25 protein-coding genes and 1 riboswitch are annotated in these 26,710 nt (G+C 70.0%); of the genes, 11 read left to right on the forward strand and 14 right to left on the reverse strand.

The genetic code is table 11. From position 1 onward, the window contains the following. Positions 1-76 precede the first annotated feature (76 nt). Both QFZ58_RS12610 and QFZ58_RS12615 read left to right on the forward strand, forming a co-directional pair. Entirely contained in the window at positions 77-490 is a 414-nt protein-coding gene (locus QFZ58_RS12610; protein WP_307125017.1) for an anti-sigma regulatory factor, read from the forward strand. A 23-nt stretch (positions 491-513) separates the two neighbouring features. After that, positions 514-1,440, forward strand: coding sequence for an RNA polymerase sigma factor SigF (locus QFZ58_RS12615; RefSeq protein WP_307128840.1), 927 nt, complete (start codon positions 514-516; stop codon positions 1,438-1,440). 25 nt (positions 1,441-1,465) lie between these two features. Here QFZ58_RS12615 and QFZ58_RS12620 read toward each other — a convergent pair whose 3' ends face one another. Then, the gene (locus tag QFZ58_RS12620; RefSeq protein WP_373428657.1) at positions 1,466-1,843 is read right to left on the reverse strand and encodes a hypothetical protein; all 378 of its coding nucleotides are present in this window, start codon (positions 1,841-1,843) and stop codon (positions 1,466-1,468) included. Between the two features lie 222 nt (positions 1,844-2,065). Between QFZ58_RS12620 and QFZ58_RS12625 the strand changes: the two genes are divergently transcribed. Both QFZ58_RS12625 and QFZ58_RS12630 read left to right on the forward strand, forming a co-directional pair. Next, positions 2,066-3,034, forward strand: a complete 969-nt coding sequence (locus QFZ58_RS12625) for a diacylglycerol kinase family protein (protein ID WP_307125019.1) — start codon at positions 2,066-2,068, stop codon at positions 3,032-3,034. Between the two features lie 323 nt (positions 3,035-3,357). After that, positions 3,358-3,615, forward strand: a complete 258-nt coding sequence (locus QFZ58_RS12630; protein WP_003953983.1) for a WhiB family transcriptional regulator — start codon at positions 3,358-3,360, stop codon at positions 3,613-3,615. Positions 3,616-3,786: 171 nt separating this feature from the next. Here the strand turns inward: QFZ58_RS12630 and QFZ58_RS12635 are convergent, their stop codons facing one another. After that, positions 3,787-5,256, reverse strand: coding sequence for a sensor histidine kinase (locus QFZ58_RS12635; protein ID WP_307128841.1), 1,470 nt, complete (start codon positions 5,254-5,256; stop codon positions 3,787-3,789). 656 nt (positions 5,257-5,912) lie between these two features. Here QFZ58_RS12635 and nagB point away from each other — a divergent pair. Continuing rightward, entirely contained in the window at positions 5,913-6,698 is a 786-nt protein-coding gene (nagB, locus tag QFZ58_RS12640; protein WP_307125020.1) for a glucosamine-6-phosphate deaminase, read from the forward strand. A gap of 156 nt (positions 6,699-6,854) precedes the next feature. Here the strand turns inward: nagB and QFZ58_RS12645 are convergent, their stop codons facing one another. From QFZ58_RS12645 to QFZ58_RS12660, 4 genes are all read right to left on the reverse strand, one after another. Further along, a complete protein-coding gene (locus tag QFZ58_RS12645) occupies positions 6,855-8,378 on the reverse strand; it encodes a glycoside hydrolase family 3 protein (RefSeq protein WP_307125021.1) in 1,524 nt (507 codons plus the stop codon). A gap of 8 nt (positions 8,379-8,386) precedes the next feature. Beyond that, entirely contained in the window at positions 8,387-9,259 is an 873-nt protein-coding gene (locus QFZ58_RS12650) for a carbohydrate ABC transporter permease (RefSeq protein ID WP_307125022.1), read from the reverse strand. Then, positions 9,256-10,284 carry a carbohydrate ABC transporter permease gene (locus tag QFZ58_RS12655; RefSeq protein ID WP_307125023.1) on the reverse strand — a complete coding sequence of 343 codons (1,029 nt, stop codon included), beginning with the start codon at positions 10,282-10,284 and terminating at the stop codon, positions 9,256-9,258. The genes QFZ58_RS12650 and QFZ58_RS12655 overlap by 4 nt, the downstream gene beginning before the upstream one ends. A 126-nt stretch (positions 10,285-10,410) precedes the next feature. Further along, a complete protein-coding gene (locus QFZ58_RS12660; RefSeq protein WP_307125024.1) occupies positions 10,411-11,709 on the reverse strand; it encodes a sugar ABC transporter substrate-binding protein in 1,299 nt (432 codons plus the stop codon). Positions 11,710-11,994: 285 nt separating this feature from the next. On the opposite strand from QFZ58_RS12660, the gene QFZ58_RS12665 reads away from it, so the two are divergent. From QFZ58_RS12665 to QFZ58_RS12685, 5 genes are all read left to right on the forward strand, one after another. Further along, positions 11,995-12,765: a GntR family transcriptional regulator gene (locus tag QFZ58_RS12665; protein ID WP_307128842.1), complete on the forward strand. Its 771-nt coding sequence runs from the start codon at positions 11,995-11,997 to the stop codon at positions 12,763-12,765. 175 nt (positions 12,766-12,940) lie between these two features. Beyond that, positions 12,941-13,195, forward strand: coding sequence for a DUF3311 domain-containing protein (locus QFZ58_RS12670; protein WP_307125025.1), 255 nt, complete (start codon positions 12,941-12,943; stop codon positions 13,193-13,195). Beyond that, positions 13,192-14,826, forward strand: a complete 1,635-nt coding sequence (mctP, locus tag QFZ58_RS12675) for a monocarboxylate uptake permease MctP (RefSeq protein WP_307125026.1) — start codon at positions 13,192-13,194, stop codon at positions 14,824-14,826. Before QFZ58_RS12670 ends, mctP begins: the two co-directional genes overlap by 4 nt. 295 nt (positions 14,827-15,121) lie before the next feature. Beyond that, positions 15,122-15,253: riboswitch (cobalamin riboswitch) on the forward strand. Positions 15,254-15,390: 137 nt separating this feature from the next. Then, positions 15,391-17,790 carry a ribonucleoside-diphosphate reductase subunit alpha gene (locus QFZ58_RS12680; RefSeq protein WP_307125027.1) on the forward strand — a complete coding sequence of 800 codons (2,400 nt, stop codon included), beginning with the start codon at positions 15,391-15,393 and terminating at the stop codon, positions 17,788-17,790. 74 nt (positions 17,791-17,864) lie between these two features. Continuing rightward, positions 17,865-18,821 (forward strand): ribonucleotide-diphosphate reductase subunit beta, encoded by a 957-nt coding sequence (locus QFZ58_RS12685; protein ID WP_307128843.1) that lies wholly within the window; start codon positions 17,865-17,867, stop codon positions 18,819-18,821. Here the strand turns inward: QFZ58_RS12685 and QFZ58_RS12690 are convergent. Further along, a complete protein-coding gene (locus tag QFZ58_RS12690; protein WP_307125028.1) occupies positions 18,818-19,030 on the reverse strand; it encodes a hypothetical protein in 213 nt (70 codons plus the stop codon). The genes QFZ58_RS12685 and QFZ58_RS12690 overlap by 4 nt on opposite strands. 81 nt (positions 19,031-19,111) lie before the next feature. On the opposite strand from QFZ58_RS12690, the gene QFZ58_RS12695 reads away from it, so the two are divergent. Beyond that, entirely contained in the window at positions 19,112-20,086 is a 975-nt protein-coding gene (locus tag QFZ58_RS12695) for a GlxA family transcriptional regulator (protein WP_307125029.1), read from the forward strand. A 75-nt stretch (positions 20,087-20,161) separates the two neighbouring features. Here QFZ58_RS12695 and QFZ58_RS12700 read toward each other — a convergent pair whose 3' ends face one another. From QFZ58_RS12700 to QFZ58_RS12730, 7 genes are all read right to left on the reverse strand, one after another. Further along, positions 20,162-20,899, reverse strand: a complete 738-nt coding sequence (locus QFZ58_RS12700; protein WP_307125030.1) for a D-Ala-D-Ala carboxypeptidase family metallohydrolase — start codon at positions 20,897-20,899, stop codon at positions 20,162-20,164. A gap of 163 nt (positions 20,900-21,062) precedes the next feature. After that, on the reverse strand, positions 21,063-21,701 hold the full coding sequence (gene def, locus QFZ58_RS12705) for a peptide deformylase (protein ID WP_307125031.1): 639 nt from the start codon (positions 21,699-21,701) through the stop codon (positions 21,063-21,065). Between the two features lie 81 nt (positions 21,702-21,782). After that, positions 21,783-22,775, reverse strand: coding sequence for a hypothetical protein (locus QFZ58_RS12710; protein ID WP_307125032.1), 993 nt, complete (start codon positions 22,773-22,775; stop codon positions 21,783-21,785). Positions 22,776-22,866: 91 nt separating this feature from the next. Further along, positions 22,867-24,114 carry an HD-GYP domain-containing protein gene (locus QFZ58_RS12715; RefSeq protein ID WP_307125033.1) on the reverse strand — a complete coding sequence of 416 codons (1,248 nt, stop codon included), beginning with the start codon at positions 24,112-24,114 and terminating at the stop codon, positions 22,867-22,869. Next, positions 24,111-25,514 carry an HD-GYP domain-containing protein gene (locus QFZ58_RS12720; protein ID WP_307125034.1) on the reverse strand — a complete coding sequence of 468 codons (1,404 nt, stop codon included), beginning with the start codon at positions 25,512-25,514 and terminating at the stop codon, positions 24,111-24,113. Before QFZ58_RS12720 ends, QFZ58_RS12715 begins: the two co-directional genes overlap by 4 nt. A gap of 140 nt (positions 25,515-25,654) precedes the next feature. Next, entirely contained in the window at positions 25,655-25,972 is a 318-nt protein-coding gene (gene rsrA, locus QFZ58_RS12725; protein ID WP_069170811.1) for a mycothiol system anti-sigma-R factor, read from the reverse strand. After that, complete coding sequence (locus tag QFZ58_RS12730; RefSeq protein WP_069170812.1) at positions 25,969-26,625, reverse strand: sigma-70 family RNA polymerase sigma factor; 657 nt, start codon at positions 26,623-26,625, stop codon at positions 25,969-25,971. The genes rsrA and QFZ58_RS12730 overlap by 4 nt, the downstream gene beginning before the upstream one ends. Positions 26,626-26,710 lie beyond the last annotated feature (85 nt).

A 26,710-nucleotide genomic window follows, 5' to 3' on the forward strand; every position in this document is an offset into this window, starting at 1 on the left:
AACCGACGACGGACCGCATGGCCCCGGGCACTCGTCCCGGAGCCTCGAACGAGTTTGTGCCACCTTGGAGGTGAGGGTGTCCCAGATCGCAGGCGAGCCCGGGAGCCAGGACTTCGTTGAGGTCCGACTGCCCGCTGCGGGTGCCTACCTGTCGGTGCTGCGTACGGCCACGGCCGGTCTCGCAGCGCGCTTGGACTTCACTCTCGACGAGATCGAGGACCTGCGCATCGCCGTCGACGAGGCCTGCGCGATCCTGCTCCAGCAGGCCGTGCCGGGTTCCGTCCTCAGTTGCGTCTTCCGCCTCGTGGAGGATTCCCTCGAAGTGACCGTGTCGGCACCCACGACCGACGGCCGCGCCCCCGAGCGGGACACCTTCGCCTGGACGGTGCTCTCCGCACTGGCCGGCAAGGTCGAATCGACGGTCGCCGACGACCGTACGGTCAGCATCAGCCTCTACAAGCAGCGCGGCGCGGGACCCGGGCCGGCGTGAGCGACGGGAACGGGGACGGTCCTGTGCGGGACGAGACGATCCGGTCCGGGGCGGTGCGCCCAGCAGCCGTCCCGGAGCAGCAGGCCCGGCCGCATCCGGTGGACGGTGCGGACGGGACGCAAGGCCGTACGGTCGCGGTGGAGCAGTCGCAGGCGGAGCGGGCGGGCCAGATGAGCGAGCACGGGCACCACGAGCCACATGACCGCAGCGGGGCGCGGGCCCTCTTCATAGAGCTGCGGGAGCTTCCCGACGGCTCGGCGGAGAAGGCCGAGTTGCGCAACCGGCTGGTGCGGATGCATCTGCCGCTCGTGGAGCACCTGGCCCGCCGGTTCCGTAACCGCGGGGAGCCCCTGGACGACCTGACCCAGGTCGCCACGATCGGGCTCATCAAGTCGGTCGACCGGTTCGACCCGGACCGCGGGGTCGAGTTCTCCACGTACGCGACACCCACGGTCGTCGGTGAGATCAAGCGCCACTTCCGCGACAAGGGGTGGGCGGTGCGGGTTCCTCGCCGCCTCCAGGAGCTTCGGCTGTCGCTGACCACGGCCACCGCCGAGCTCTCCCAGCAGCACGGCCGCTCCCCGACGGTGCACGAACTGGCGGAGCGGCTGGGCATCTCCGAGGAAGAGGTCCTGGAGGGCCTGGAATCGGCCAATGCCTACAGCACGCTCTCGCTCGACGTCCCCGACACGGACGACGAGTCGCCCGCCGTCGCGGACACCCTGGGCTCCGAGGACGAGGCACTGGAGGGCGTCGAGTACCGCGAGTCGCTCAAACCCCTGCTGGAGGACCTCCCGCCGCGCGAGAAGCGGATCCTGCTGCTGCGCTTCTTCGGCAACATGACCCAGTCGCAGATCGCGCAGGAGGTCGGCATCTCCCAGATGCACGTCTCCCGCCTCCTGGCCCGTACGCTCGCGCAGCTGCGTGAGCGCCTCCTCGTCGAGGAGTAGGGCCGCAGGGACCCGGCGGCGGAGTTCAGGCCTCGGGGGTCGTCCACGGCCCCCGGATGCCGAGCGCCCGCGTGGTCGCCGGGTTGAACAGCAGGACGAGCGCCGTCACGGCGACGGCGGCGAGGACGATGCCCGCGGGGATCAGCGCGCCCTGTGCCCGCAGCAGCGTCCAGGCCACGGGCAGGGCCATGATCTGCGTGATCAGCGCGGGCCCCCGGCTCCAGCTGCGCCGGCGCAGGAGCCCGCGGGCCGCGAGGAGCGGGATCAGGCCGAGGGCGATCAGCGTGAGTCCGCCCATCTCGGCCTGCTGGGGGCTGTCGGGCCGGCCGAGCAGCCCCATGACCAGCATGTAGACACCACCGATGGCGAGCGCGGCGCCTTCGAGTGCGGTGAGTCCGGCCAGGGCCGTGATCCGGGCCGGCTTCTCCGGGCCGGCCGGGGGCGACGAAGCGGGCGTGTTCTGCTGAGTGCTCACACCTTTCAGACTGGCATCCCGGCCCGCCGAAAGCGAAGCCGGGTCCTCCCTCCGGCATGCCGGACAGGGTTGGTCACGCTGCGTGAGGTGCGGTGGACGTAAAGGATCAGGACTTCAGGCCGGTACCGCGCGGTAGGTACTCTGGCGGGCATGCGCGCACTCCTCGTGGTCAACCCAGCTGCCACCACCACCAGCGCGCGGACGCGTGACGTCCTCATCCACGCCCTGGCGAGCGAGATGAAGCTCGAAGCCGTGACCACGGAATACCGGGGGCACGCCCGGGACCTGGGCCGACGGGCCGCCGATGCCGACGACATCGACCTGGTGGTCGCCCTCGGCGGCGACGGCACGGTCAACGAGGTGGTCAACGGGTTGCTGCACAGAGGCCCCGACGTGGACAGCCTGCCGAGCCTCGCCGTCGTCCCCGGTGGCTCCACGAATGTCTTCGCGCGCGCCCTGGGGATCCCCAACGACGCCGTCGAGGCGACCGGCGCCATCCTGGACGCCCTCGCCGCCCGGAGCGAGCGGACGGTGGGGCTCGGTCTCGCAGCCGGCACCCCGGGCACGCCGGACGAAGCCGTCCCGCAACGCTGGTTCACCTTCTGCGCGGGGCTCGGGTTCGACGCGGGCGTGATCGGCCGGGTCGAACAGAAGCGCGAGCTGGGCAAACGCTCAACCCATGCGCTGTATGTGCGTCAGGTGGTCCGGCAGTTCCTCGGGGAGCCGCACCGGCGCAACGGCCTGATCACCCTGGAGGTCCCCGGCCAGGAGCCGGTGACCGACCTCGCCCTGTCGATAATCTGCAACACCGCCCCCTGGACCTACCTGGGGAATCGTCCTATATACGCCTCCCCGAAGGCGTCGTTCGACAGCGCCCTGGACATCCTCGGGCTGAAGCGTCTGTCCACCCCTGCGGTGACCCGGTACGCCACCCAGCTGCTCACTTCGAGCCCCGAGAAGGGCCCGCACGGCAAGCACGCGGTCTCCCTCCACGACCTCACCGACTTCACCTTGCATTCGAAGGCGCCGCTGCCCTTCCAGATGGACGGCGACCACTTGGGACTGCGTACGAGCGTGACGTTCACAGGCGTACGCCGTGCACTGCGTGTGATTGTGTGAGTGGAAGGCCCCAAAGTCCTTTAACTCGAACGTTTGGGCTGGCCCCCACCCCTTAGAAGTACGGCTGTGACCTAGTCGACACCGAGGAATCAAAAAAAACTTTCCAGAAGGGGTTGTATCCGCCGCCGAGGTTTGCGAATCTCTACATGGCGATCGAGACGGCCCGCAACATCGGCCTCCACTGAGAGCCAGAACCCCTCCTCACCACAACAGGACCACAACCAGTTCATCTGGGCGTCGGACCTTCGTCTGCGGGGGGATTCGTGAAAGCGTTCACATTCACAAGCACTGTATGTACGTAATACCAAGGAGAGGTAGCAGCCATGGACTGGCGTCACAACGCCGTTTGTCGTGAGGAAGACCCCGAGCTGTTCTTCCCCATCGGCAACACCGGTCCTGCGCTGCTGCAGATCGAGGAAGCCAAGGCCGTCTGCCGTCGCTGCCCCGTCATGGAGCAGTGCCTGCAGTGGGCGCTCGAGTCCGGCCAGGACTCCGGCGTCTGGGGTGGCCTCAGCGAGGACGAGCGCCGCGCAATGAAGCGCCGCGCCGCTCGCAACCGGGCGCGTAACGCCAGCGCCTGACCGACGCCCCCCGCACCACGAGCCTCAGCCAGGCGGCGCGTACAGAGCGTACGCACAGCCCCGCCTTCGAGTCGCAGCGCGCAGTACCCCCGAAGCGCATCGCACCGTGAGCACCACGCAGTGGGCCCGGACCGTCACCACGGTCCGGGCCCACTGCTGTACCGGCTGCCGCTACGCGGCGTTGTTGCTGACCGGGATGTCCAGCACGACCTGGGTACCGCGCTCGGGACCCGGGACCATGCCGAACGTACCGCCCAGTTCGCCCTCGACCAGGGTCCGCACGATCTGCAGGCCGAGATTGCCGGCCCGCTGCGGATCGAATCCTTCGGGCAGACCGCGCCCGTCGTCCGCGACGGTGATCAGCAGCCGGCCCTCGGCCGGCGAGCCGCCGCGGACCGCGGACACCTCCACCGTGCCGCGCTCGGCAACGGTGAAGGCGTGCTCCAGTGCGTTCTGCAGCACCTCGGTGAGCACCATGGAGAGCGGAGTGGCCACTTCCGCGTCGAGGATCCCGAAGCGGCCGGTGCGGCGGCAGGTGACCTTCCCGGGCGAGATCTCGGCGACCATCGCGATCACGCGGTCCGCGATCTCGTCGAACTCGACGCGCTCGTCCAGATTCTGGGACAGCGTCTCGTGGACGATCGCGATCGAACCGACGCGCCGTACCGCCTCGTTGAGCGCCTCGCGGCCCTGCGGCGAATCCATCCGGCGGGCCTGGAGGCGCAACAGGGCTGCCACGGTCTGCAGGTTGTTCTTCACCCGGTGGTGGATCTCGCGGATGGTCGCGTCCTTGGTGATCAACTCCCGCTCCCGGCGGCGGAGTTCCGTGACGTCGCGGAGCAGTACGAGCGAACCGATGCGGACACCCTTGGGCTTGAGGGGAATGGCCCGCAGCTGGATCACCCCGCCGGCGCCCTCCACCTCGAACTCCCGGGGCGCGTACCCGCTCGCCACCTTCACCAGGGCCTCGTCCACCGGACCGCGTGACGGCGCGAGTTCGGCGGTCGTCGCACCGAGGTGGTGGCCGACGAGATCCGAGGCCAGGCCGAGCCGGTGGTAGGCGGAGAGACCGTTGGGGCTGGCGTACTGGACGACACCGTCGGCGTCGAGCCGGATGAGCCCGTCACCCACGCGCGGCGACGCGTCCATGTCCACCTGCTGGCCGGGGAACGGGAAGGATCCGGCGGCGATCATCTGTGCCAGGTCGGAGGCGGACTGGAGGTAGGTGAGTTCGAGCCGGGAGGGCGTACGCACGGTGAGGAGGTTGGTGTTGCGGGCGATGACACCGAGGATCCGGCCCTCACGGCGTACGGGGATCGACTCGACCCGTACGGGCACCTCCTCGCGCCATTCCGGATCCCCCTCCCGCACGATGCGGCCCTCGTCCAGGGCGGCGTCCAGCAGCGGCCGGCGCCCGCGCGGCACCAGATGGCCGACCATGTCGTCCTGGTAGGAGGTGGGGCCGGTGTTGGGCCGCATCTGCGCCACGGACACGTAGCGGGTCCCGTCGCGGGTGGGCACCCACAGGACGAGGTCGGCGAAGGACAGGTCGGAGAGCAGCTGCCACTCCGAGACCAGCAGATGGAGCCACTCGAGGTCGGTGTCACTCAGGGCTGTGTGCTGGCGGACGAGGTCGTTCATGGAGGGCACAGGTGCGAGCGTACCTGTGGAAACGAACACGTTCCGAACCGATCCGCCCTCGGATGCGTGACACTGTGGGGGACGGACTCCCCAGGGAAAGACGGCCGTGTCCGTCCACGGGACGGATGGACACGGACTATTGGTCTAGTCCACAATGCAGCGTGTGTGCGGTTATCGTGCACACGACGACCTCCGCTCTCCCCGCACAGGAGAGCGGACCGAGGTGACCGGCGCTCTCTGCCCTGACTGCGCCGGTACCTCCAGTGGCCGGAGGCACCGCACACCGCCGGCCAGGCAGCTCCGGGCTGCGGTGCCGGACGGGCTGAGGGTCCCGTCCCGGCGCCGCGGCCCGCGGGTGTTCACGGGGCCGGACGCGCCCCGGACTCGGCCCGCCCCGCAGCCATCCCGCCGCGCCGGACCCCACGCCCGCCCGGCGCCTGCGAGCCTTCGCATTCCACGCCCGCCCGGCGCCTGCGAGCCCGCGGATTCCGCGTCCGCCCGGCGCCTGCGAGCCCGCGGACCCCGCGTCCGCCGACGGGGCGACAGCGAGCGGCATTCGTACGACCGGTTCGCCTCCACGCCCGCCCGTTCTGCTAGATTGGCCTCTCGATTGGTCTATACCACATGACGCCATTCTCCAGATCGGCAGGCACAGCGTGGAAGTTGTCATCGTCCCGGACGCCGCGGCAGGCGGCGAACTCATCGCGGAGGCCATCGCGGCCCTGCTGAGCCGCAAGCCCGACGCCCTGCTCGGCGTTGCCACCGGCTCGACCCCGCTGCCCATCTACCGCGCTCTCGAGGCGAAGGTCCGCTCCGGTGCGGTGGACGCCTCCCGCGCGCGCATCTGCCAGCTCGACGAGTACGTCGGACTGCCCGCCGGCCACCCCGAGTCCTACCGCTCGGTCGTCCTGAGGGAGGTCGTCGCACCGCTCGGCCTGCCGGAGACCTCCTTCATGGGCCCGGACGGCAGCGCCGAGGACGTGCAGGCGGCCTGCGAGGCCTACGACAAGGCTCTCGCCGAGGCGGGCGGTGTGGATCTGCAGCTGCTCGGCATCGGCACCGACGGGCACATCGGCTTCAACGAGCCGTGCTCCTCGCTGGCCTCCCGGACCCGGATCAAGACGCTGACCGAGCAGACCAGGGTCGACAACGCCCGCTTCTTCGACGACGACATCGACCAGGTGCCACGCCACGTCATCACCCAGGGCATCGGCACGATCCTCGAGTCACGCCACCCGGTACTGCTGGCCACGGGCGAGGGCAAGGCCGACGCGGTGGCCCAGACGGTCGAGGGGCCGGTCGCCTCCGTCGTCCCGGCATCGGCACTTCAGCTGCACCCGCACGCCACCGTGGTGGTCGACGAGGCGGCGGCGTCCAAGCTGAAGCTGGCGGACTACTTCCGCGCCACGTACGCGGCGAAGCCGCGCTGGCAGGGCATCTGACTCCTCCCGTCCGGATCACGCCGGGCTCGCGGCTCCGGGCACCGCACCCCGACCCGGCCTCACCGGCCTGATCCGGACCCAGGACCCCGCTCCGCACGCGCGAGGGCCGGGCACCCACCACGGGTGCCCGGCCCTCGCGTCGTACCGTCCGCGCTGCTACACCTTCGGCGTCCCGGTGACGACCTCGGCCGCCGCGATCCCGCAGACCCGGGCAGCGCCGTACGTGGCGACATGCAGCGCTCCCCTGGCCTGCGCCTCGGGCAGCCCCATCTCGACCACGATCGTGTCGGGGCGTGCCGCCAGCAGCCCGTCCAGCGCCTCACCCATCCACGCGTGGCGGTGCTCGTCGCGGACGACCGCGACGATCCGCCGCTCCCCCGCCGCGCGCAGCACCTCGTCCACGGCTGCGGAGCCGTACGTGTCGGTCACGGTGCCCGGCAGGATCCGCGAGAGCTCGGCCGCCACACCCCACGGGGTCTCGGCGCCCACCGCGATGTTCGCGACGGGGGTGAACGCGGCGACGTACACCGGCTCGGCCGGGGGCTCGGTCGCGCCGGTCACCCGCACGGCGCGACGGGCGGCGGCGAGTCCGATGTCCGTACTGACTCCGGTGCCGGGCGCGGTCCCCTCCTGCACTGCCGCGCCCGGCTCCGAAACAGCCCCCCTGACCCCACGCGTCCAGGACGCGAGGGCCCGTACCCGGGCGGCGGCGTCGGCCAGCCGCTCCTCGGACAGTTCACCGGCCCGTACCGCGGTGACCAGTGCGTCGCGCAGCCGCAGCACGGTGTCCTCGTCCGCGAGTCCGCCGCCGACACAGATGGCGTCGGCGCCCGCGGCGATGGCGAGGACGGAGCCGCGCTCGATCCCGTACGTACCGGCGATGGCGTCCATCTCCATGCCGTCGGTGACGATCAGTCCCTCGTACCCCAGTTCCTGACGCAGCAGGCCGGTGAGGATCTGGGGGCTCAGCGTCGCGGGCCGGGCGGGGTCGAGCGCAGGAAGCAGAATATGTGCACTCATCACGGATTTGGAACCCGCTGCGATGGCCGCTCGGAAGGGCACCAGTTCACGGGCGTGCAGGGTGTCCAGATCCACGTCGATGCTCGGCAGCGCGAGGTGCGAGTCGACGGCGGTGTCACCGTGGCCCGGGAAGTGCTTGGTGCAGGCCGCCACACCGGATGCCTGCAGGCCCTCGACGTACGCGGCGGTGTGCCGGGCGACGAGATCCGGGGCCGAGCCGAAGGAGCGCACGCCGATGACCGGGTTGCCGGGGTTGGAGTTGACGTCGGCGGACGGCGCCCAGTTGAGGTTGACCCCGCACTCGGCCAGCCGGCGGCCGAGCTCCCGGGCGACGGACCGGGTCAGGTCCACGTCGTCGACGGAGCCGAGGGCGAGGTTGCCGGGGAAGGAGGAGCCGTCCCGGACCTCGAGCCGGGTGACGTCACCGCCCTCCTCGTCGATCGCGACGAGGACGTCGTCGCGCTCGGCCCTCAGGCGCGCGGTGAGCGCGGCGAGTTGCTCGGGCGAGTGGATGTTCCGGCCGAACAGCCCGACGGAGGCCAGTCCTTCGCCGACCCGGCGCAGCAGCCAGTCCGGGGCGGTCGTCCCGGTGAAGCCGGGCTGGAGGACGGCGAGGGCGTCACGCGTGACGGTGTCCGTGGTGGATACGAGCGTGGTCATGGGGCGTGTCATCCCTTCACGGCGCCGGAGGTGAGTCCCGTGGCCATCTTCCCCTGGATGATCATGAAGAAGATGACGACCGGGATGGAGATGAGCGTGGAGGCCGCCATCAGGGCGCCGTAGTCCGTACCGCGTTCCGTCGTGAAGGTCATCAGCCATACGTTGAGCGTGTACTTGGAGTTGTCGTTGATCAGGATGTAGGCGAAGAGGTACTCGTTCCACGCGTTGACCAGCGCGAAGATGGAGGCGGCCGCGAGCCCGGGCGCCAGCAGCGGGAAGATGACCCGGCGGAAGGCCCCCATGCGGGTGCAGCCGTCCACCATCGCGGACTCCTCGAGCTCCACCGGAATGTTGATCACGAAGCCGCGGATCATGATGGTCGCGAAGGGCAGCGTGGACACCAGGTAGACGACGATGAGCCCCCAGTACTCGTCGATGCCCCCCAGTGCGTTGAGCTGGAGGTAGATCGGGATCAGCATCGCGGTCGGGGGCAGCATCTGGACCAGGATCATGACCATCATCAGTGCCTTCCGCCCGAAGAAGCGGAAGCGCCCGATGGCGAGGGCGGCGAGGGTCGCGATGATCATCCCGCCGACGACGGCCGTGACGGAGACGATGAGGCTCGACTCGATCGCCGTGGCGAAGTTCTCCTGTTTCACCGCGCGCGCGAAGTTGTCGAAGGTGAGGGAGGACGGCCACAAGGTCTGGTCGTACGACCGGATCTCGTGGTTGGGACGCAGTGAGCTGACGATCAGCCAGTAGACCGGGAAGGCCATGATCGCGGCCGTGACCAGCGCCAGGATGTTGTATCCGAGGCGGTTCTTCCTGCGGTCGGGCCGCAGGACCTGGGCCGGGGTGTTCGTGGGCGTGGAGGCGCTCATTCGACCTCTCCCGTCTTGATCAGCTGGCGCAGGTAGTAGACGGCGACACCGGAGAGCATCAGCACGGTGATCAGGGCGATCGCGCTGCCCTGGCTGAAGGAGGTGGACTCGAACGCCTTGGAGAAGGAGTAGAGGCCGAGGGTCTCGTAGTCGGGCTCGGGCTTGTTGCCGCGCAGCAGCCAGATCTGGCCGAAGACGTTGAAGTCCCAGATGACCGAGAGCGTGGCGACCATGGTGAAGACCGGCTTGATGACCGGCCAGGTCACGTAGCGGTAGACGCCGAGGGCGGAGGCTCCGTCGAGGGCCGCCGCCTCCTCCAGCTCCTTGGGGACCTGGGTGAGGGCCGCGTACATCGTGATCACGACGAAGGGGATGGCGCCCCAGACGACCAGGAGCGTGATGATGCCGAAGCCCTGCCAGGGGTTCAGGAACCAGTTGTGCCCGAGCCACCGGTCCTCGTTGCCGGTGATGTCGGCGAGCAGTGTGTTGATCAGGCCGTAGTCGGAGTCGGCGAGCCAGCGGAAGACCGACGCGGCGACCATGAGCGGCATGGACCAGGCGGCGATGAGCGCCACCGTGAGGGTGAGCCGCACCCAGGTGGACAGCCGCAGCATCATGAGGGCGATCAGCAGGCCGAGGCCCATGGTCAGCACCACGCAGATGGTCATGAAGACGACCGTGCGCCCGGTGACCGACCAGAACTCCGGGTCGCCGAGGATGTTGGTGAACTGCTCGAAGCCGACCCACGGGGTTTCGCCGTTGCCCCAGAGTGCTGCCCGCCCCAGGTCCTGGAAGGACATGATCACGGTCTTGACCAGCGGGTAGACGTAGACGGCGGCGATCGCCAGGATCGCCGGCAGGATCAGGAAGTAGGGGAGGAGCTCCCCCTTCTTCCGCCGCTTCTTGAGGCGTGGCCCGGCGGCGTCCTGCTCGGAGGGCGAGGAGGGCGAGGTCCCGGTCTTCTCCGGGGCACGCGGTACGGGGGGTACCGGTGGCCCGGCGGCCTGGGTGTCGGCAGCAGCCACGTGACTGACCTTCCATCGGGATTCCGGGGGTCTGCACCCGGGAATCACGGCGTTCTCAACCTAAGAAAAGGGGGCGGGGGCCCGGGTGTTCGCCGGTCCCCCGCCTGGAGAGCCGAAGGCTCAGGGCTACTTGTTGATCAGCTCGTCGATCTTCTGGTCGGCCTTCTTGGCGGCGTCGGCCACCGAGGCACCCTTGAGGATCTCCAGGAGCATGTTCTCCAGGACCTCCTCCTTCTCGATCGAGGTCCAGCCCGGCGCGATCGGCGTGAACCACGCGTCCGGCACCGCGTTGGCGACGGCCGCCGTCTCGGGCTTCGACTTCAGCGGCTCGAGCTGCTTCTCGTTGTTCGGGAGGATGTTCTTGGCGGTGAGGACGTCCTGCGACTTCTCACTGGTGAAGAGGGAGACCCACTCCTCACCCAGGTCGGTGACCTCCGACTTCGCGGTCACCGCGAGGTCCGAACCGCCGATGAAGGACGGCAGGGCCTTGCCGTTGGGGCCGGGCATGCCGGCCGTGCCGATCTTGCCCTCGAGCTTCGGGTTGCCGTTGTTGGCACCGTCGACGACGGAGCCGGCCTCCCAGCCGTTGCCGTAGATCAGGGCCGCCTTCTCGTTGGCCATGACGTTGGCGTGGTCCTGCTCGTCCTTGGTCTGGTCGGCCTTGTTGTACTTCTTGACCAGGTTGACGAAGTGCTCGATGCCCTTCTGGGACTCGGGGGCGGAGAGGTTGCCCTTCCACTCCTTCGCACCCTCGTCGTACTCGGCGATGGAGCCGCCGTAGCCCGCGACGTAGGACATGGCCGCGTACCAGTAACGACCCGGCAGGTAGAGCGACGAGAAGCGCTTGTCCTTCTTGCCGTACTCGGCCGAGACCTTGTCGAGAGCCGCGAGCATCTCGTCCTCGGTCTGCGGCAGGGCGTCGCTGCCGGTGCCCTTCTTGAGCATGTCCTTGTTGTAGATCGCGACACGGGCACCCGCGTAGTAAGGCACGCAGAACTGCTTGCCCTCGAACGTGCAGGTGTCCTTCAGACCCTTGATCCAGGTGTCCGAGTTGTCATACTTCTTGGGATCGATCTCAGCGAGGGCGCCGTTGAGGATGTACTGCATCGTTTCGGTGTTGCCGAGTTCGACGACATCCGGGAACTTGTCGCCGCCGAGGGCCGTGTCGAGCTTCTTGGCCTTGTCCGCCCACTGCTGGTACTGGACGTTGACCTTGACCTTCGGGTACTTCTTGTTGAACTGCGCGTTGACGTCCTTGACCAGTTCCGGCCACGTGCTCTGCGCGTCGACCATGAGCCAGACCGTCAGGCTCTCGGTGCGGTCCTTCGGGTCCTTCGAAGCGTTGTCATTGCTGTCCCCACCACACGCCGCGATACCGGACATCATCGCCGCGACGCCTACCGCCGCTATGAGCTTGCGCTTCATGCCACACCCTCCTCAGGGAACCAGCAACCCCCCGCCCACCGCGAAGACGTACGCCTGGTACTGCCTGTGGGGCTGGGACCTGGTCTTTAATGGTTTAGACCAGTACCGGGAGCTTGGCCTAGACCTTTAGGGGTGTCAAGGGTGTATAAGAAGTGCACTCGCGTCCGTTATAGGACCGACACCTAAGGGAGGGCGACGACCCGTGACCGGACCGTGCCACCATGTGAGCCGCTACAGACGGAGGAGCCGGTGACGGCAGCAACGCAGCAGTCGGGAAGGCGGGCCATGGGTGCCGACGGGGGCAGCAGTACGAGCGAGACCGGTGCGGGCGCGGGTGCGCGTACGGCACGCGTCCCCAAGTACTACCGGCTCAAGCGCCACCTCCTGGACATGACGGGAACCATGCCGCCCGGCACTCCGGTGCCGCCCGAACGCACCCTGGCCGCCGAGTTCGACACCTCGCGCACCACCGTGCGCCAGGCCCTCCAGGAACTGGTGGTCGAGGGCCGGCTGGAACGCATCCAGGGCAAGGGCACCTTCGTCGCCAAGCCGAAGGTCTCCCAGGCCCTGCAACTCACCTCGTACACCGAGGACATGCGCGCCCAGGGACTGGAACCCACATCTCAGTTGCTGGACATCGGATACGTCACCGCGGACGACACGCTCGCCGGCCTGCTGGACATCACGGCGGGCGGCAGAGTACTGCGGATCGAGCGGCTGCGCCTCGCCAGCGGTGAGCCCATGGCCATCGAGACCACCCATCTTTCGGCCAAACGCTTCCCCGCGCTGCGCCGATCGCTGGTGAAGTACACCTCGCTCTACACCGCTCTGGCCGAGGTGTACGACGTCCGGCTCGCCGAGGCCGAGGAGACCATCGAGACCTCGCTGGCCACCCCGCGCGAGGCGGGGCTGCTCGGCACGGACGTGGGCCTGCCGATGCTCATGTTGTCCCGTCACTCCATCGACGGACACGGCGAACCGGTCGAATGGGTGCGCTCGGTGTACCGGGGCGACCGCTACAAGTTCGTGGCACGCCTGAAGCGGCCCACCGACTGAGCGTTCGGCCCGCGAAGTGACTGATCCCCCCGCGAGCGCGGGGGGATCAGTCATTTCGGGCGACATCGGACCGTTGCAGGACCGCAATGCGGACAGGGGGTGACGATGGCCGGAACCCTCGCCTAGATTTCCTGCGCATTACAACAGGTGATCAGCGAGGGGACGGAGTCGCCATATGTCAGAAGATACCGATACGAAGCCACCGACCGTGACACCCGCGAGGGTGGTCATCGCGCTCTGCCTGATCGCGCCGTTCGTGGCGATGCTCTGGGTGAGTTCGTACGCGAAGGTCGAACCGACCTTCATCGGCATTCCGTTCTTCTACTGGTACCAGATGCTCTGGGTGCTCATCTCGACCGCACTCACCATGATCGCGTACAAGCTGTGGCAGCGTGACCAGCGCTCCCGCAAGGGGGGTGCGTCAGCATGAAGGACGGCGTGAACGGCGTCGCTCTCGCCGTGTTCATCTTCTTCTTCCTGGCCGTCACGGTCGTCGGCTTCATGGCCGCGCGCTGGCGCAAGGCCGAGACCGAGGCCACCCTCGACGAGTGGGGCCTGGGCGGACGGTCGTTCGGCACCTGGGTCACCTGGTTCCTGCTCGGCGGCGACCTCTACACCGCGTACACGTTCGTCGCCGTGCCCGCGGCTATCTACGCGGCCGGAGCGGCGGGCTTCTTCGCCGTCCCGTACACCATCCTCATCTACCCGCTGATCTTCACCTTCCTGCCGCGGCTCTGGTCCGTCTCGCACAAGCACGGCTACGTGACCACCTCGGACTTCGTCCGCGGCCGGTTCGGCTCGAAGGGGCTGTCGCTGGCGATCGCCCTCACCGGCATCCTCGCCACGATGCCGTACATCGCGCTGCAACTGGTCGGCATCCAGGCCGTGCTCGACGTCATGGGCGTCGGCGGCGGTGAGAACACGCACTGGTTCGTCAAGGACCTGCCGCTCCTCATCGCGTTCGCCGTCCTCGCCGCTTACACCTACTCGTCGGGGCTGCGCGCACCCGCGCTCATCGCCTTCGTCAAGGACGGCCTGATCTATCTGGTCATCGCGGTGGCGATCATCTACATCCCGATCAAGCTCGGCGGCTTCGACGACATATTCGCCAAGGCGGGAGAGGCGTTCTCGCAGACGAGTGAGGCCACGGGCAAGCCACGCGGCGCCATCGTCCCGGGCGAGATGGGGCAGTGGGGTTACGCCACACTCGCCCTGGGCTCCGCACTCGCGCTCTTCATGTACCCCCACTCGATCACGGCGACGCTCTCCAGCCGCAGCCGCGAGGTCATCCGGCGCAACACCACGATCCTGCCGCTGTACTCGCTGATGCTGGGTCTGCTGGCGCTGCTCGGATTCATGGCGATCGCGGCCGGGATCAAGGTGGACAACGGCCAGCTCGCCATCCCGCAGCTGTTCGAGGACATGTTCCCCGACTGGTTCGCGGGGGTGGCCTTCGCCGCCATCGGCATCGGAGCCCTGGTGCCTGCCGCGATCATGTCGATCGCCGCGGCGAACCTGTTCACCCGCAACATCTACAAGGACTTCATCAAGCCGGACGCGACACCCGCGCAGGAGACCAAGGTCTCCAAGCTGGTGTCGCTCCTGGTCAAGGTGGGTGCGCTCGCCTTCGTCCTCACCATGGACAAGACGGTCGCCATCAACTTCCAGCTGCTGGGCGGTATCTGGATCCTCCAGACGATGCCGGCCCTGGTCGGCGGCCTGTTCACCCGCTGGTTCCACCGCTGGGCCCTGATCGCGGGCTGGGCGGTCGGCATGATCTACGGCACGGTGGCCGCGTACGGGGTGGCCAGCCCGACGCAGAAGCACTTCGGCGGATCCTCGAAGGAGATCCCGGGTATCGGCGAGATCGGTTACATCGGCCTCACCGCGTTCGTGCTCAACGTGATCGTGGTCGTCGTCCTCACGTTCGTGCTGAACGCCGTGAAGGCACCGGCCGGTGTGGACGAGACCTCCCCGTCCGACTACACCGCGGATGTGGGCGACCCGGGCGTGCAGGCGGAGCTCCCGCCGGCCACGGTGGGCTCCCCCGCGGGTCACTGACACCCCGCCTGCCCGAGCCGCCACGCCCCACCGCACCGGGGCGTGGCGGCTCAGGCGTTTCCGGGCCCTTCGCCACCCCGGGCCACGGCCGCCGGGCGCGCCCCACCCGGGCCAGGACGCCCGGAAAAGCAGGTACGCCGCACACGCCGGTTGCGGCGGACTGCCGCGCCTCGGCTTCGCACGGGCTCCGGAACGGAACCGGGAGCCACTGCCGGGTCCTTCGCTGCTGACGTTCCGTCTGGAGCTCTGACCCGTCACGACACAACATGTGGGGGCTGCCTCAGCAGGCGGCCCCCACATGTATGCTCGTGCTCGCTGTCGCCGCAGGGGAATCCGGTGCGAATCCGGAACTGTCCCGCAACGGTGTGACCGGCGTGCCCCCGCGCACCCGGAAGTCCGAAGACCTGCCGACGGTGCGTCCGGTTCGACCGATCCGGACGCCGAGACGTCCGGGCCCCGCGGAGGGCCGGTGGACGCCGTGCGGAGTGCTGTCCGTTCCCCGGGCACCGCCCTGTCGGCTGCCCCGCTCCCGCCGGCCCCGAGCCGAGCGAGGGATAGCCCCACGTGACCATCGCGCCAGCCGATCCGGTTTCAGCCACCGCGTCAGCCGAGTCCACGCACGCCACGACCGACGGGCCGGGGACCGCACTGCTGCGGACGCTGACCGATCTCACCGTCGATCTGCCCGACACCGACCCCGGTCGGGTCGCCGCCGCCGCGCTGCGTGGCCGCAGCGCCCGGTCGGACGAGGCCGAGCTGTGCGCACTGGCGACCGAGGCCGCGGCGGGTCTGATCTCCGAGGACCCGGCCTACTCCCGGCTCGCCGCCCGGCTCCTCACCCGTTCCGTCGCGGACGAGGCCGCGGGCCAGGGCGCGGTCTCCTTCTCCGCCTCGATCGCCGTGGGGCACCGTGAGGGTCTGATCGCGGACCGCACAGCCTCGTTCGTGGCCCTGCACGCGGCGCGGCTCGACGCCCTGGTCGAACAGTCCCTCGCGGACGGTGCCGACGACCGGTTCGGCTACTTCGGGCTGCGGACGCTGCACAGCCGCTACCTGCTGCGCCACCCGCTCACCCGGCAGGTCATCGAGACCCCGCAGCACTTCATGCTCCGCGTCGCGGCCGGTCTCGCCGAGGACGAGTCGCCGCGGGCGCTGGACGAGGTCGCCGCGCTGTACGGGCTGATGAGCCGGCTGGACTACCTGCCCTCCTCCCCCACGCTCTTCAACTCCGGCACCCGGCACCCGCAGATGTCCTCCTGCTACCTGCTCGACTCGCCGAAGGACGAGCTGGACTCGATCTACGACCGCTACCACCAGGTGGCCCGGCTCTCCAAGCACGCGGGCGGCATCGGCCTCTCCTACTCCCGTATCCGTGCCCGCGGCTCGCTCATCCGCGGCACCAACGGGCACTCCAACGGCATCGTGCCGTTCCTGAAGACGCTCGACGCCTCGGTGGCCGCGGTGAACCAGGGCGGCCGCCGCAAGGGCGCGGCCGCCGTCTACCTGGAGACCTGGCACGCGGACGTCGAGGAGTTCCTGGAGCTGCGCGACAACACGGGCGAGGACCAGCGGCGTACGCACAACCTGAACCTTGCGCACTGGATCCCGGACGAGTTCATGCGCCGCGTCGACGCGGACACCGAATGGTCGCTGTTCTCCCCGGCCGACGTGCCCGAACTGGTGGACCTGTGGGGCGACGAGTTCGACGCCGCCTACCGTGCGGCGGAGGCGAAGGCCCTCGCCCGCAGGACGATGCCGGCGCGGGAGCTCTACGGCCGGATGATGCGGACGCTCGCGCAGACGGGCCAGGGCTGGATGACGTTCAAGGACGCCGCCAACCGCACCGCGAACCAGACCGCCGAGCCGGGCCGGGTGGTGCACTCGTCGAACCTGTGCACCGAGATCCTGGAGGTCACCGACGACGGTGAGACGGCGGTCTGCAACCTGGGCTCCGTCAACCTCGGCGCGTTCGTCGACGGGGGGACGATGGACTGGGAGCGGCTGGACGCCACCGTCCGTACCGCCGTGACGTTCCTCGACCGGGTCGTGGACATCAACTTCTACCCCACCGAGCAGGCCGGCCGGTCCAACGCCCGGTGGCGCCCGGTGGGCCTGGGCGCGATGGGTCTGCAGGACGTCTTCTTCCAGCTCCGGCTGCCGTTCGACTCCCCCGAGGCCCGTGCGCTGTCCACCCGGATCTCCGAGCGGATCATGCTCGCCGCCTACGAGGCGTCGTGCGACCTCGCCGAGCGGTCGGGCCCCCTCCCGGCCTGGTCGCAGACCCGCGCCGCCCGCGGTGTGCTGCACCCGGACCACTACGGCACCGAGCTGAACTGGCCGGAGCGCTGGGACGCCCTGCGGGCCCGCGTCGCGAAGAGCGGGATGCGCAACTCCCTGCTGCTGGCCATTGCCCCGACCGCGACGATCGCCTCGATCGCCGGCGTCTACGAGTGCATCGAGCCGCAGGTCTCCAACCTCTTCAAGCGCGAGACGCTCAGTGGTGAGTTCCTCCAGGTCAACGGCTACCTCGTCGCGGAGCTCAAGAAGCTCGGCGTGTGGGACGCTCGGACCCGCGAGGCGCTGCGCGAGGCGAGCGGCTCCGTGCAGGGCTTCGGCTGGATCCCCGAGGACGTCCGGGCCCTGTACCGCACCGCGTGGGAGATCCCGCAGCGCGGCCTGATCGACATGGCGGCGGCCCGTACGCCGTTCCTGGACCAGAGCCAGTCGCTGAACCTGTTCATGGAGACGCCGACGATCGGCAAGCTCTCCTCGATGTACGCGTACGCGTGGAAGCAGGGGCTGAAGACGACGTACTACCTGCGCTCGCGCCCGGCCACCCGGATCGCCCGCGCGGCCTCCGGCACCGCGTCCACCGCCCTTCCCGCCCAGCAGGCCCAGGTCTCCGACCCGGACGCCGTCGCCTGCTCCCTCGAAAACCCCGAATCCTGCGAGGCCTGCCAGTGAGCTCCACCGAACAGTCCGCCGGGACGACCGGGAAGAACCTGCTCGACCCCGGCTTCGAACTGACCCTGCGTCCCATGCGCTACCCGGACTTCTACGAACGCTACCGGGACGCGATCAAGAACACCTGGCACGTGGAGGAGGTCGACCTCCACTCCGACGTCGCCGACCTCGCCAAGCTCTCCCCCGGCGAGCAGCACATGATCGGACGGCTCGTCGCGTTCTTCGCGACGGGTGACTCGATCGTCTCCAACAACCTCGTGCTGACGCTCTACAAGCACATCAACTCCCCGGAGGCGCGTCTGTACCTGTCGCGCCAGCTGTTCGAGGAGGCCGTGCACGTCCAGTTCTACCTGACGCTGCTCGACACCTATCTGCCCGATCCGGAAGACCGCGCGGCGGCCTTCGACGCGGTCGAGGAGATCCCCTCGATCCGGGAGAAGGCACAGTTCTGCTTCAGGTGGATGGACTCGGTCGAGAAGATCGACCGGCTGGACACCCGGGCCGACCGGCGCCGCTTTCTGCTGAACCTGATCTGCTTCGCGGCGTGCATCGAGGGGCTGTTCTTCTACGGCGCCTTCGCCTATGTCTACTGGTTCCGCTCGCGCGGTCTGCTGCACGGTCTCGCCACGGGTACCAACTGGGTGTTCCGCGACGAGACGATGCACATGAACTTCGCGTTCGAGGTGGTCGACACCGTGCGCAAGGAGGAGCCCGAGCTCTTCGACGACGCCCTCCGCCGGCAGGTCACGGACATGCTGGCGGAGGCCGTCGAGGCGGAGCTGCAGTTCGGTCGTGACCTGTGCGGTGAGGGCCTGCCCGGGATGAACACCGAGTCGATGCGCCAGTACCTGGAGTGCGTCGCCGACCAGCGGCTCACCCGGCTCGGCTTCCCGCCGCTCTACGGCTCCGAGAACCCGTTCTCCTTCATGGAGCTGCAGGGCGTCCAGGAGCTGACGAACTTCTTCGAGCGCCGGCCGTCCGCCTACCAGGTCGCCGTGGAGGGTTCCGTGGGCTTCGACGACGACTTCTAGGTCCGCGCCCAGGACCTGGCGTACGGACGCCGCGTGGCCGTGACCGGCCGCGCGGCGTCCGCCGTTCCCGGCGGCTTCGCCGCACGCCCCCGTTCCGCCTCGCGCAGCTGGCGGTCGATCCGGCGCTCGCGTGCGGCCCCGACGAGCGCGGGCAGCAGGACCAGGGTGAAAAGTGCGGCTATGGACAGGAAGCTCAGGAATGTGTTCATGGCTCCACTCTCGCGTCCCCGGCCGGATGCGGGCAGTGGCAGGACTGTCACACAGCATCGAATTACTGCCACACTGCGGTCATGCTGAAGAACGTCGCCGTCCTGCTGCTCGACGAAGTCCACCCATTCGAACTCGGCGTGCTCTGCGAGGTGTTCGGGCTCGACCGGTCCGACGAAGGGCTGCCGGTGCAGGACTTCGCGGTCGTCTCCGCGGAGGGTCCGCGGTTGCGGACGCACGCCGGTTTCACCATCACCACACCCCACGGGCCCGAACGCCTGGAGGAGGCCGACCTCATCGCCGTGCCGGCGGGAAGCCACTTCGCCGACCGGGAGTACCCCGAGGAGGTCCTGGACCCGCTGCGCCGGGCCGTGGCACGCGGCGCCCGCGTGATGAGCATCTGCTCCGGGGCGTACGTCCTCGGCGCGGCCGGGCTGCTCGACGGCCGCCGCTGCACCACCCACTGGCGCCACGCCGACGATCTGGCCCGCCGCTTCCCCGAGGCGGTGGTGGTACCGGACGTGCTCTACGTGGACGAGGGGCCGGTCATCACCTCGGCGGGCACCGCGGCGGGGATCGACGCCGCCCTGCACCTGGTGCGCCAGGAGTACGGCCCCGCGGTCGCCAACGCCATCGCCCGGCGGATGGTGGTACCTCCGCACCGGGACGGCGGCCAGGCGCAGTACGTCGCCCGCCCACTGCCCCGCGACCGGTGCGACACGGTCGGGGGGACGCTCGCCTGGATGGAACACCACCTCGACCAGGAGATGACCGTCGAGCAACTGGCCGCGCAGGCACACATGTCGCCCCGCACCTTCGCGCGCCGCTTCCAGCAGGAGACGGGCACCACCCCGTACCGCTGGCTGCTGCGCCAGCGCGTGCTGCTGGCGCAGCACCTGCTGGAGACGTCGGACGAGACCATGGACACGATCGCCGGACGCACCGGTTTCGGTACCGCGGCGGCCCTGCGCCACCAGTTCGTCCGGTCTCTCGGCACGACCCCGAACCGCTACCGCCAGACCTTCCGCGGCCCGGCGGCGGTGCCCGAGGTGGCGTGAGCGGCGAGCAGGGCACCTGCGCCGCCCGGTGACCCCGTCCGGATCCGCGTCCCGGGCGGGGTCACCCGGTCCGCGTCAGATGCCGCAGCCGGAGGCCGACCAGTAGTGGCTCGGCCCCTGGTTCACGTGGATGTGGTCGCCGTGCCCCGGGTATCCCGGGCCCAGGATGCCGTTGAAGCCGTGGTTGCGGGCCTGCTCGGCGATGGTGCACAGGGAGTGTGGTCCGGCCCCGAGGTCGACGGCGTCGCCGTACATGTGGCGGCTGTCGGAGGCTCCGCCGGCCGCGGAGTTGCAGGAGGCCGACCGGAAGCCGCTGGTGACGCGGAGCGGCTGGTCACCGAGCGCATGGCGCAGCGCCTCCAGTTTCCACATGGAGCTCAGCGCGTTGGCCTTCGCGGTGCCGGCCGCGACCTTGCCGCCCGCCCAGGTGCTGTTGCACGTGTTGAGCTCCGGGTAGGTGAAGTGGAGCGGGGTGCAGTCGTCGTCCTGGAGCGCGTGGAGCTTGGCCTGCGTGGCAGGGCCCGCGACACCGTCGGCGGCGAGGCCGTAGGCGGCCTGGAAGCGCTTCACCGCGGCCGTGGTGGCCGGACCGTACGACCCGTCGACGGCCAGGACCGAGTTGTACCCCGGGTAGCCGGCGACCCGGATCTGGAGCTGGGTGACGTCGTTGCCGGTGGCACCGGAGGACAGCGTGCGCGTCCAGGTGTAGCAGCCGTCGGCCTGGGCGGTGCCCGCGGTGATCAGGGCACCACCGACAGCGAAAGCCATGGTCATGACAAGAGCGAGCAGCGCGTGTGCGGTACGTCCGAGCATGGGGGTCTCCCTACCACGGTGAGGTCAGGGGTGAGCCTGTCGGACCGGTCGACGCCCGTCAACCACCCCCGGGGAATTGCTCGTCACCGCTTCGGGAGCGACCGCGACGGGGCCCCGCGACGGAGGTGCGGCGGGGCCCCGTACGGGGCGGGAGGGTCAGACCTCAGTCGTTCGGGACGACCGGGTAGCGCGGCGTGCCCTCCTCCATCTGCCGCAGCGCGTCCTTGCGGTCCCGCTTCGAGAGCCGGTCGATGTACAGGTAGCCGTACAGGTGGTCCGTCTCGTGCTGGAGGCAGCGCGCGAAGTAGCCGTTGCCCCGGACCTTCACCGCGTTGCCCTTGGCGTCCTGGCCGCGCACCACCGCGTAGTCGGGACGGGGCAGCGCGGCGTAGGCCGTCGGGACGGAGAGGCAGCCCTCGTTGGAGTCGTCGAGGTTGCGCTGCTCGGGCGCCAGCTCCTCGAGCACCGGGTTGCAGATCGCGCCCACGTGGCGCACCCCGTCGTCGTCCATGCAGTCGTAGACGAAGACCTTGAGGTCCACCCCGATCTGGTTGGCGGCGAGGCCCACGCCCTCGGCCGTCCGCTGGCTGGCGAACATGTCGTCGATCAGCCGCGCGAGCTCGTCGCCGAACTCCGTGACGTCCTTGCACTCCTTGTGCAGGACCGGGTTGCCGACCACCGTGATCGGGCGGGAGGTGCCGCGCTCGCGGTACGCCGCCTCACGCGCCTCGCAGTCCTCGGTGTCCACGAGGAAACCCTCGTCGTCCACGCCGACCTGCTCGTCCGTCTCCTGCTGCGACATGTCCGCCGTACGCCTTCCTGCAAACCTGAAACCCGTGAGAAACGCACCTGAATCGGTGCCCGTACAGCCTACGGGCACCGCTCAGCAGACTTCTTCCAGATCCCGCCACTCACGGCTGTCCGGGCTGTCGGCTACCCAGCCGTCCAGCAGCCCTCGCACCAGCGCGGCAGGGGCCGCTATGCCGCATTCGCGCTCCGGAACCCACAGGTCACCGGCGGTGCGGTGGCCCAGCGGCCCGGGGTGCCCCGGCTCACTGTGGTCGTGCGGGTCAAGGTGCTCGCCGTCGCCCTCGTCACTCTCCATCCGGCTCTCCGAACAGGCCCGGCAGAGCAGCCGCACGGAGGACGACCAGTCCTCTGCGGCGAATCCCGCGTCGGAGGCCAGCTGCTCGAGCGCGTCCCGGTCGGTCTCGGTGGCGGCTTCCAGCAGCACCACCCAGGTGGGCACGGGAGAGGGCGCCCACAGCTCGATCTCGTCGAAGACCGGGTAGGACGGCCCGGCCGCGGTGATCCGCTCGCCGTTCGGCACGCCGTCGTGCAGGACGACCTCGCCCCAGCGCCGCCCGGACGAGGGCAGCGGGATCGAGAGCACTTCCAGGCGCGCCGGATCCAGCCTGCGGCCCCAGACGACCTCGGCCTCACCCTCCGGCGAGAGCCGCACCGCGGCGCTGCCCAGCTCCATGCCCGTCGGCTCGCTGTTGGACGCGGCGCCGTGCTGGCCGCTGCCCGGCACCTTGAGCCCGTACGCCTGCCAGGCCCGGCGCGCCAGCGGCCAGTCCTGCAGGGCGGTGGCCGCGATCCCGACGTTCCACCAGTCCGGCGCCCCGGACTCGCGGTCGAGCAGGGCGACGGCTCGCAGGCCCGCGGCCCTCGCCTGCTCCCAGTCGTGGCGGAACTTGTGCAGCAGCGCAAGGTTGAACCAGGACTCGGAGAGCCAGGGTTCCAGATCCGCCGCGCGTGTCAGCAGCGCCCCCGCGTCCTCGTACCGGCCGTCGCCGATCAGCGTGAACGCGCGGTCCGTGGCCTGCCGCCATGAGGCGGACGGCCGATGCCGTACCTTCCCGAAGATCCTCACGATTCCCGCCTGTCCCGACTGGACACCCTCTGTTTTCCGCTCTCTTCGCATCCAACCATGCCGGGCCGGACGCTCGCTCATTACCCATGGGTTACCCGGTCCTGAGCGGGGTCGGACCGCCGCGCGCGAGGACTCCGGCCAGTGCTTCCACCACCTGCGGCTGGTAGTCGCGGCCGGTGCCGAGTCTGAGCTGCTCGAGCGCGTGCAGGGCCTTCCCGGCACTTTCCCCGCACAGGTCGTCGTACGCGTTGACCACCCGGATGATTCTGGCGGCGGTCGGCTGCTCCCGGTACGGGTCGGCCTGCTGTTCCACCACCACGGCCACCGCGGCGTCCACCCCGGTCCGGCGGACCACGGCGCCGCCGAGCAGGGCGATCCTGCGCTGTTCGGCGACCGGGAGGGTGGCGGTGGCACCGCAGGGCACCGGATCGACGAGGGACAGCTGGCCGATGTCGTGCATCAGCGCCGCGTACTCGAGCACGGTCAGCTCGGGGCCCGGAAGCCCCAGCTCCTTCCCCACCGCGAGGGAGAGCCCGGCGACCCTGCGGGCATGGCCGTGCGGGGTGTAGCCGGCGATCTCTGTGGACCGGGCCAGCGAGGCGATGGTCTGCCGGTAGGTGGTGCGGACCCCGGCGTACCGGCGGAAGGACACCTGGGTGAGCAGCAGCGGGACGCACAGGACGGGCAGCGCCCACAGTCCCGCGACGGCGACCCCGAGCGCCATCACCGCACCGGTCGCGCAGACGGCCGTCCCGACGCCGCTGAGCGCACGGAGTTCGTCCCGGAGCAGCGGCCCGTAGGGGCGGGGGGTCACCGCCGTCAGCGCGGCGAGGACCACGTCGCACAGGGCGGTGAGGACGAGCAGCACCAGCAGGAAGAGGGCGAAGCACGGCCCCTCGCCGAACCAGCGCGCCGAGAGTCCCGAGTTGTACAGCGGCTGGAAGCAGGCCGCGGCGAAGGCGACGGCCAGGATGCGGCGTGCCACCCGGTCCGGTCCCGGGCCGCTGCCGCGCGCCAGATGGGGCACGGCGGCGAGGAGCTGGGCCGCGGCGACGACGGTGACCACCTGCGGCACGCCGTGTGTGGTGGGCTCCCCACCGCTCCGTCCGAGCAGGGCGTACGCGAGCGCGCCGGCCGACCCGAGGGGCGCGGGCTCGCGCTCCCCGGGCAGGGAGCCCCACCGGGCGAGTTCCCCGACCGTGACGAGGGCCCCGAAGGCGAGCGCGTGGCCCGGCTCGGCGACGCCGTTCCACAGGGTGTGCGCGAGCGCGGCCACCGTCAGGGCCAGCGCGGTCCCGCGGACCGCGAGGGCGGCCAAAGGCGGGCGGACCGGGGTCACCGGGCCCGCCGGGGCCGGTCCGGGGCCGATCCGGCCGCGGTCGGCCCGGTCCCGGCTCCCTGCCTCGGCAGCCCCGCCGGTTCCTCGTCCGAGGTGACGGTGTTGGCGGCGGCGGACCAGCCGTGGCGGTCCAGGGCCCGGACCAGGGCCCGCACCATCCGCGGGTCGAACTGGCTGCCCGCGCAGCGTTCCAGCTCCAGGACCGCCGTGGGCACGGGCCGTGCGCGCCGGTAGGAACGGTTAGAGGTCATGGCGTCGAAGGCGTCGGCGACGGCGACGACCCGCGCGAACTCGGGGATCTCGTCCCCCACCAGGCCGTAGGGATAACCGCTGCCGTCGAGCCGTTCGTGGTGGTGCAGGATCGCGGCGCGCGCCTCGTCGAGGAAGCCGATGCCGCGGACGATCTCGTGCCCGTACTCCGGGTGCAGTTCGATCACCCGGCGCTCCTGCGGAGTGAGTGGTCCGTCCTTGCGCAGGACCCGCGTGGGGACGCCGAGCTTGCCGACGTCGTGCAGGATGCCCGCGAACCGGAGCGCCTCCGTACGCCCCTCCTCCATGCCGAGCTCGCGGGCGATCAGCTCCGAGGCGCGCCCCACGCGCTCGCTGTGTCCCCGGGTGTACCCGTCCTTGATGTCGACGGCCTGGACCAGCGCCCTGATGGTGGCGCGGTGTGCGGCATGCTGGCGGTGGTACTGGGCGAACACCCAGCCGGAGATGTACATGGGCAGCAGGACGACCAGGGCCGACACCGGCCCGTACGAGCTGCGCCACAGGACCGCCATCATCAGTCCCGCCAGGGCGTGGATCACGTGGGGCCCGGCTGAGCGCACCGGCAGTCCGCGCCAGGCGTGCCGGGCGGCGACCCGCTCGGCCGTGGCCAGGATGCCCCCGTCCAGCGCGGCCAGCAGGAGGCCGAACGCGAGCGCCGACGCGCAGGCGGGGAGGAGGGCGTAGGGCAGGTCGGGCGCGGGGCCCCCGCCCGGACCGCCGCCGCTTCCGCCGAGCGCGGCCGGGCCGCCGAGCACCGTGTGGACCCACGAGGCCGCCCCCACGGCGAGGGCGAGCTGCGCGGCCCGCCAGACACGGCGGGCCGCGACGGGCGGCCGGTCGACGACGCCGGCCGACGCACCCGCGACGGGCACGAGGACGGCCGCGGCGGGTGGCAGGAGAAAGGCGGCGGCGAGGAGCAGCGGGAAGAACGCTCCCGCACCCGCCGGCGCGGCGCCGCCAAGGAGGGCGTTGCGGGCAGCGAGCTCACTGGCCAGGCACAGGGCCGCCAGGAGCGCCACGGTGCTCCAGGGTGTGGCCGCTCCCGGGAAGAACGCCGGGAGCGCGCACGATCCGGCGCCGACCGCGGTGCACAGGATGTAGAGGCGCGCCGCCCCCGGTGTGCTCCTCACCCGTACCGCCCGCTCCCCGCCTGGTCAATGGAGGCGCCAGGCTAGCGAGTTGGGGGCGGCTGAGGGTTCCGATGCGCGGGATTAGCACATTCGGGTGAAACGACCGGCATTCCGGCGGGACAGCAGCAGAGCTGCTGCTGTCACTCGGCGGCGGCCGGGCGGTCGGCACCGCCCACGGCCACGTCCTGCTCGGGGACGGCCTGCCCCGAACGGATCAGGTCGATCCGGCCCATCACCTTGGACCGCAGGTCGGTCGGCACGTCGTCGTGCCCGCAGCACCGCTTCACCAGCTTCTTCACGGCCTGCTCGAGGCCGTACTTCTCCAGGCACGGGGAGCACTCCTCGAAATGCACCTCGAACTTGCTGCATTCGCCCTCGGGCATCTCACGGTCGAGAAACTCGTAGAGATGGTCGAGAACCTCTGAGCAATCCGTCTCGTGCGGCTCTCCGCAGCTCATGAGGCCGAGCCTTTCGTGTCGTCCGACTCACCGGCTCCGGCCGGGACGAGCCCGCGCTCACGCGCGTAGTCCTCCAGCATGCCGCGCAGCTGGCGGCGGCCCCGGTGCAGCCGGGACATCACCGTACCGATGGGTGTCCCCATGATGTCCGCGATCTCCTTGTACGCAAAGCCCTCCACGTCGGCGAGATACACGGCGATGCGGAACTCTTCGGGGATCGACTGCAGTGCGGACTTCACATCGGAGTCCGGGAGATGGTCGAGCGCCTGGGACTCCGCCGACCGCAGGCCCGTCGACATGTGCGACTCGGCCCGCGCGAGCTGCCAGTCCTCGATCTCCTCGGCGGCGCTCCGCTGGGGTTCGCGCTGCTTCTTGCGGTACGAGTTGATGAAGGTGTTCGTGAGGATGCGGTACATCCACGCCTTGAGGTTCGTACCCTCACGGAACTGATGGAACGACCCGTACGCCTTGGCGTACGTCTCCTGCACCAGGTCCTCCGCATCGGCGGGGTTGCGCGTCATGCGCAGCGCCGCCGAGTACATCTGGTCGAGAAATCCTAGGGCGTCCCGCTCGAAGCGCGCGTTGCGCTCGGCGGTCGTCTCCTGCGCACGGCCGTCGTCGGTCCCTGTGTCGGTCCCAGTGACCGGACCCACCTCCTCCAACGATGTCGCGGAGCCGAAACCGGACCCGCTCGCATCGGAGAATAGTCGACCTTGCTTGTGCGCGGGCTGTCGATCC

It is taken from the genome of Streptomyces sp. B1I3 (assembly GCF_030816615.1).
In the GTDB taxonomy this organism is placed as follows: domain Bacteria; phylum Actinomycetota; class Actinomycetes; order Streptomycetales; family Streptomycetaceae; genus Streptomyces.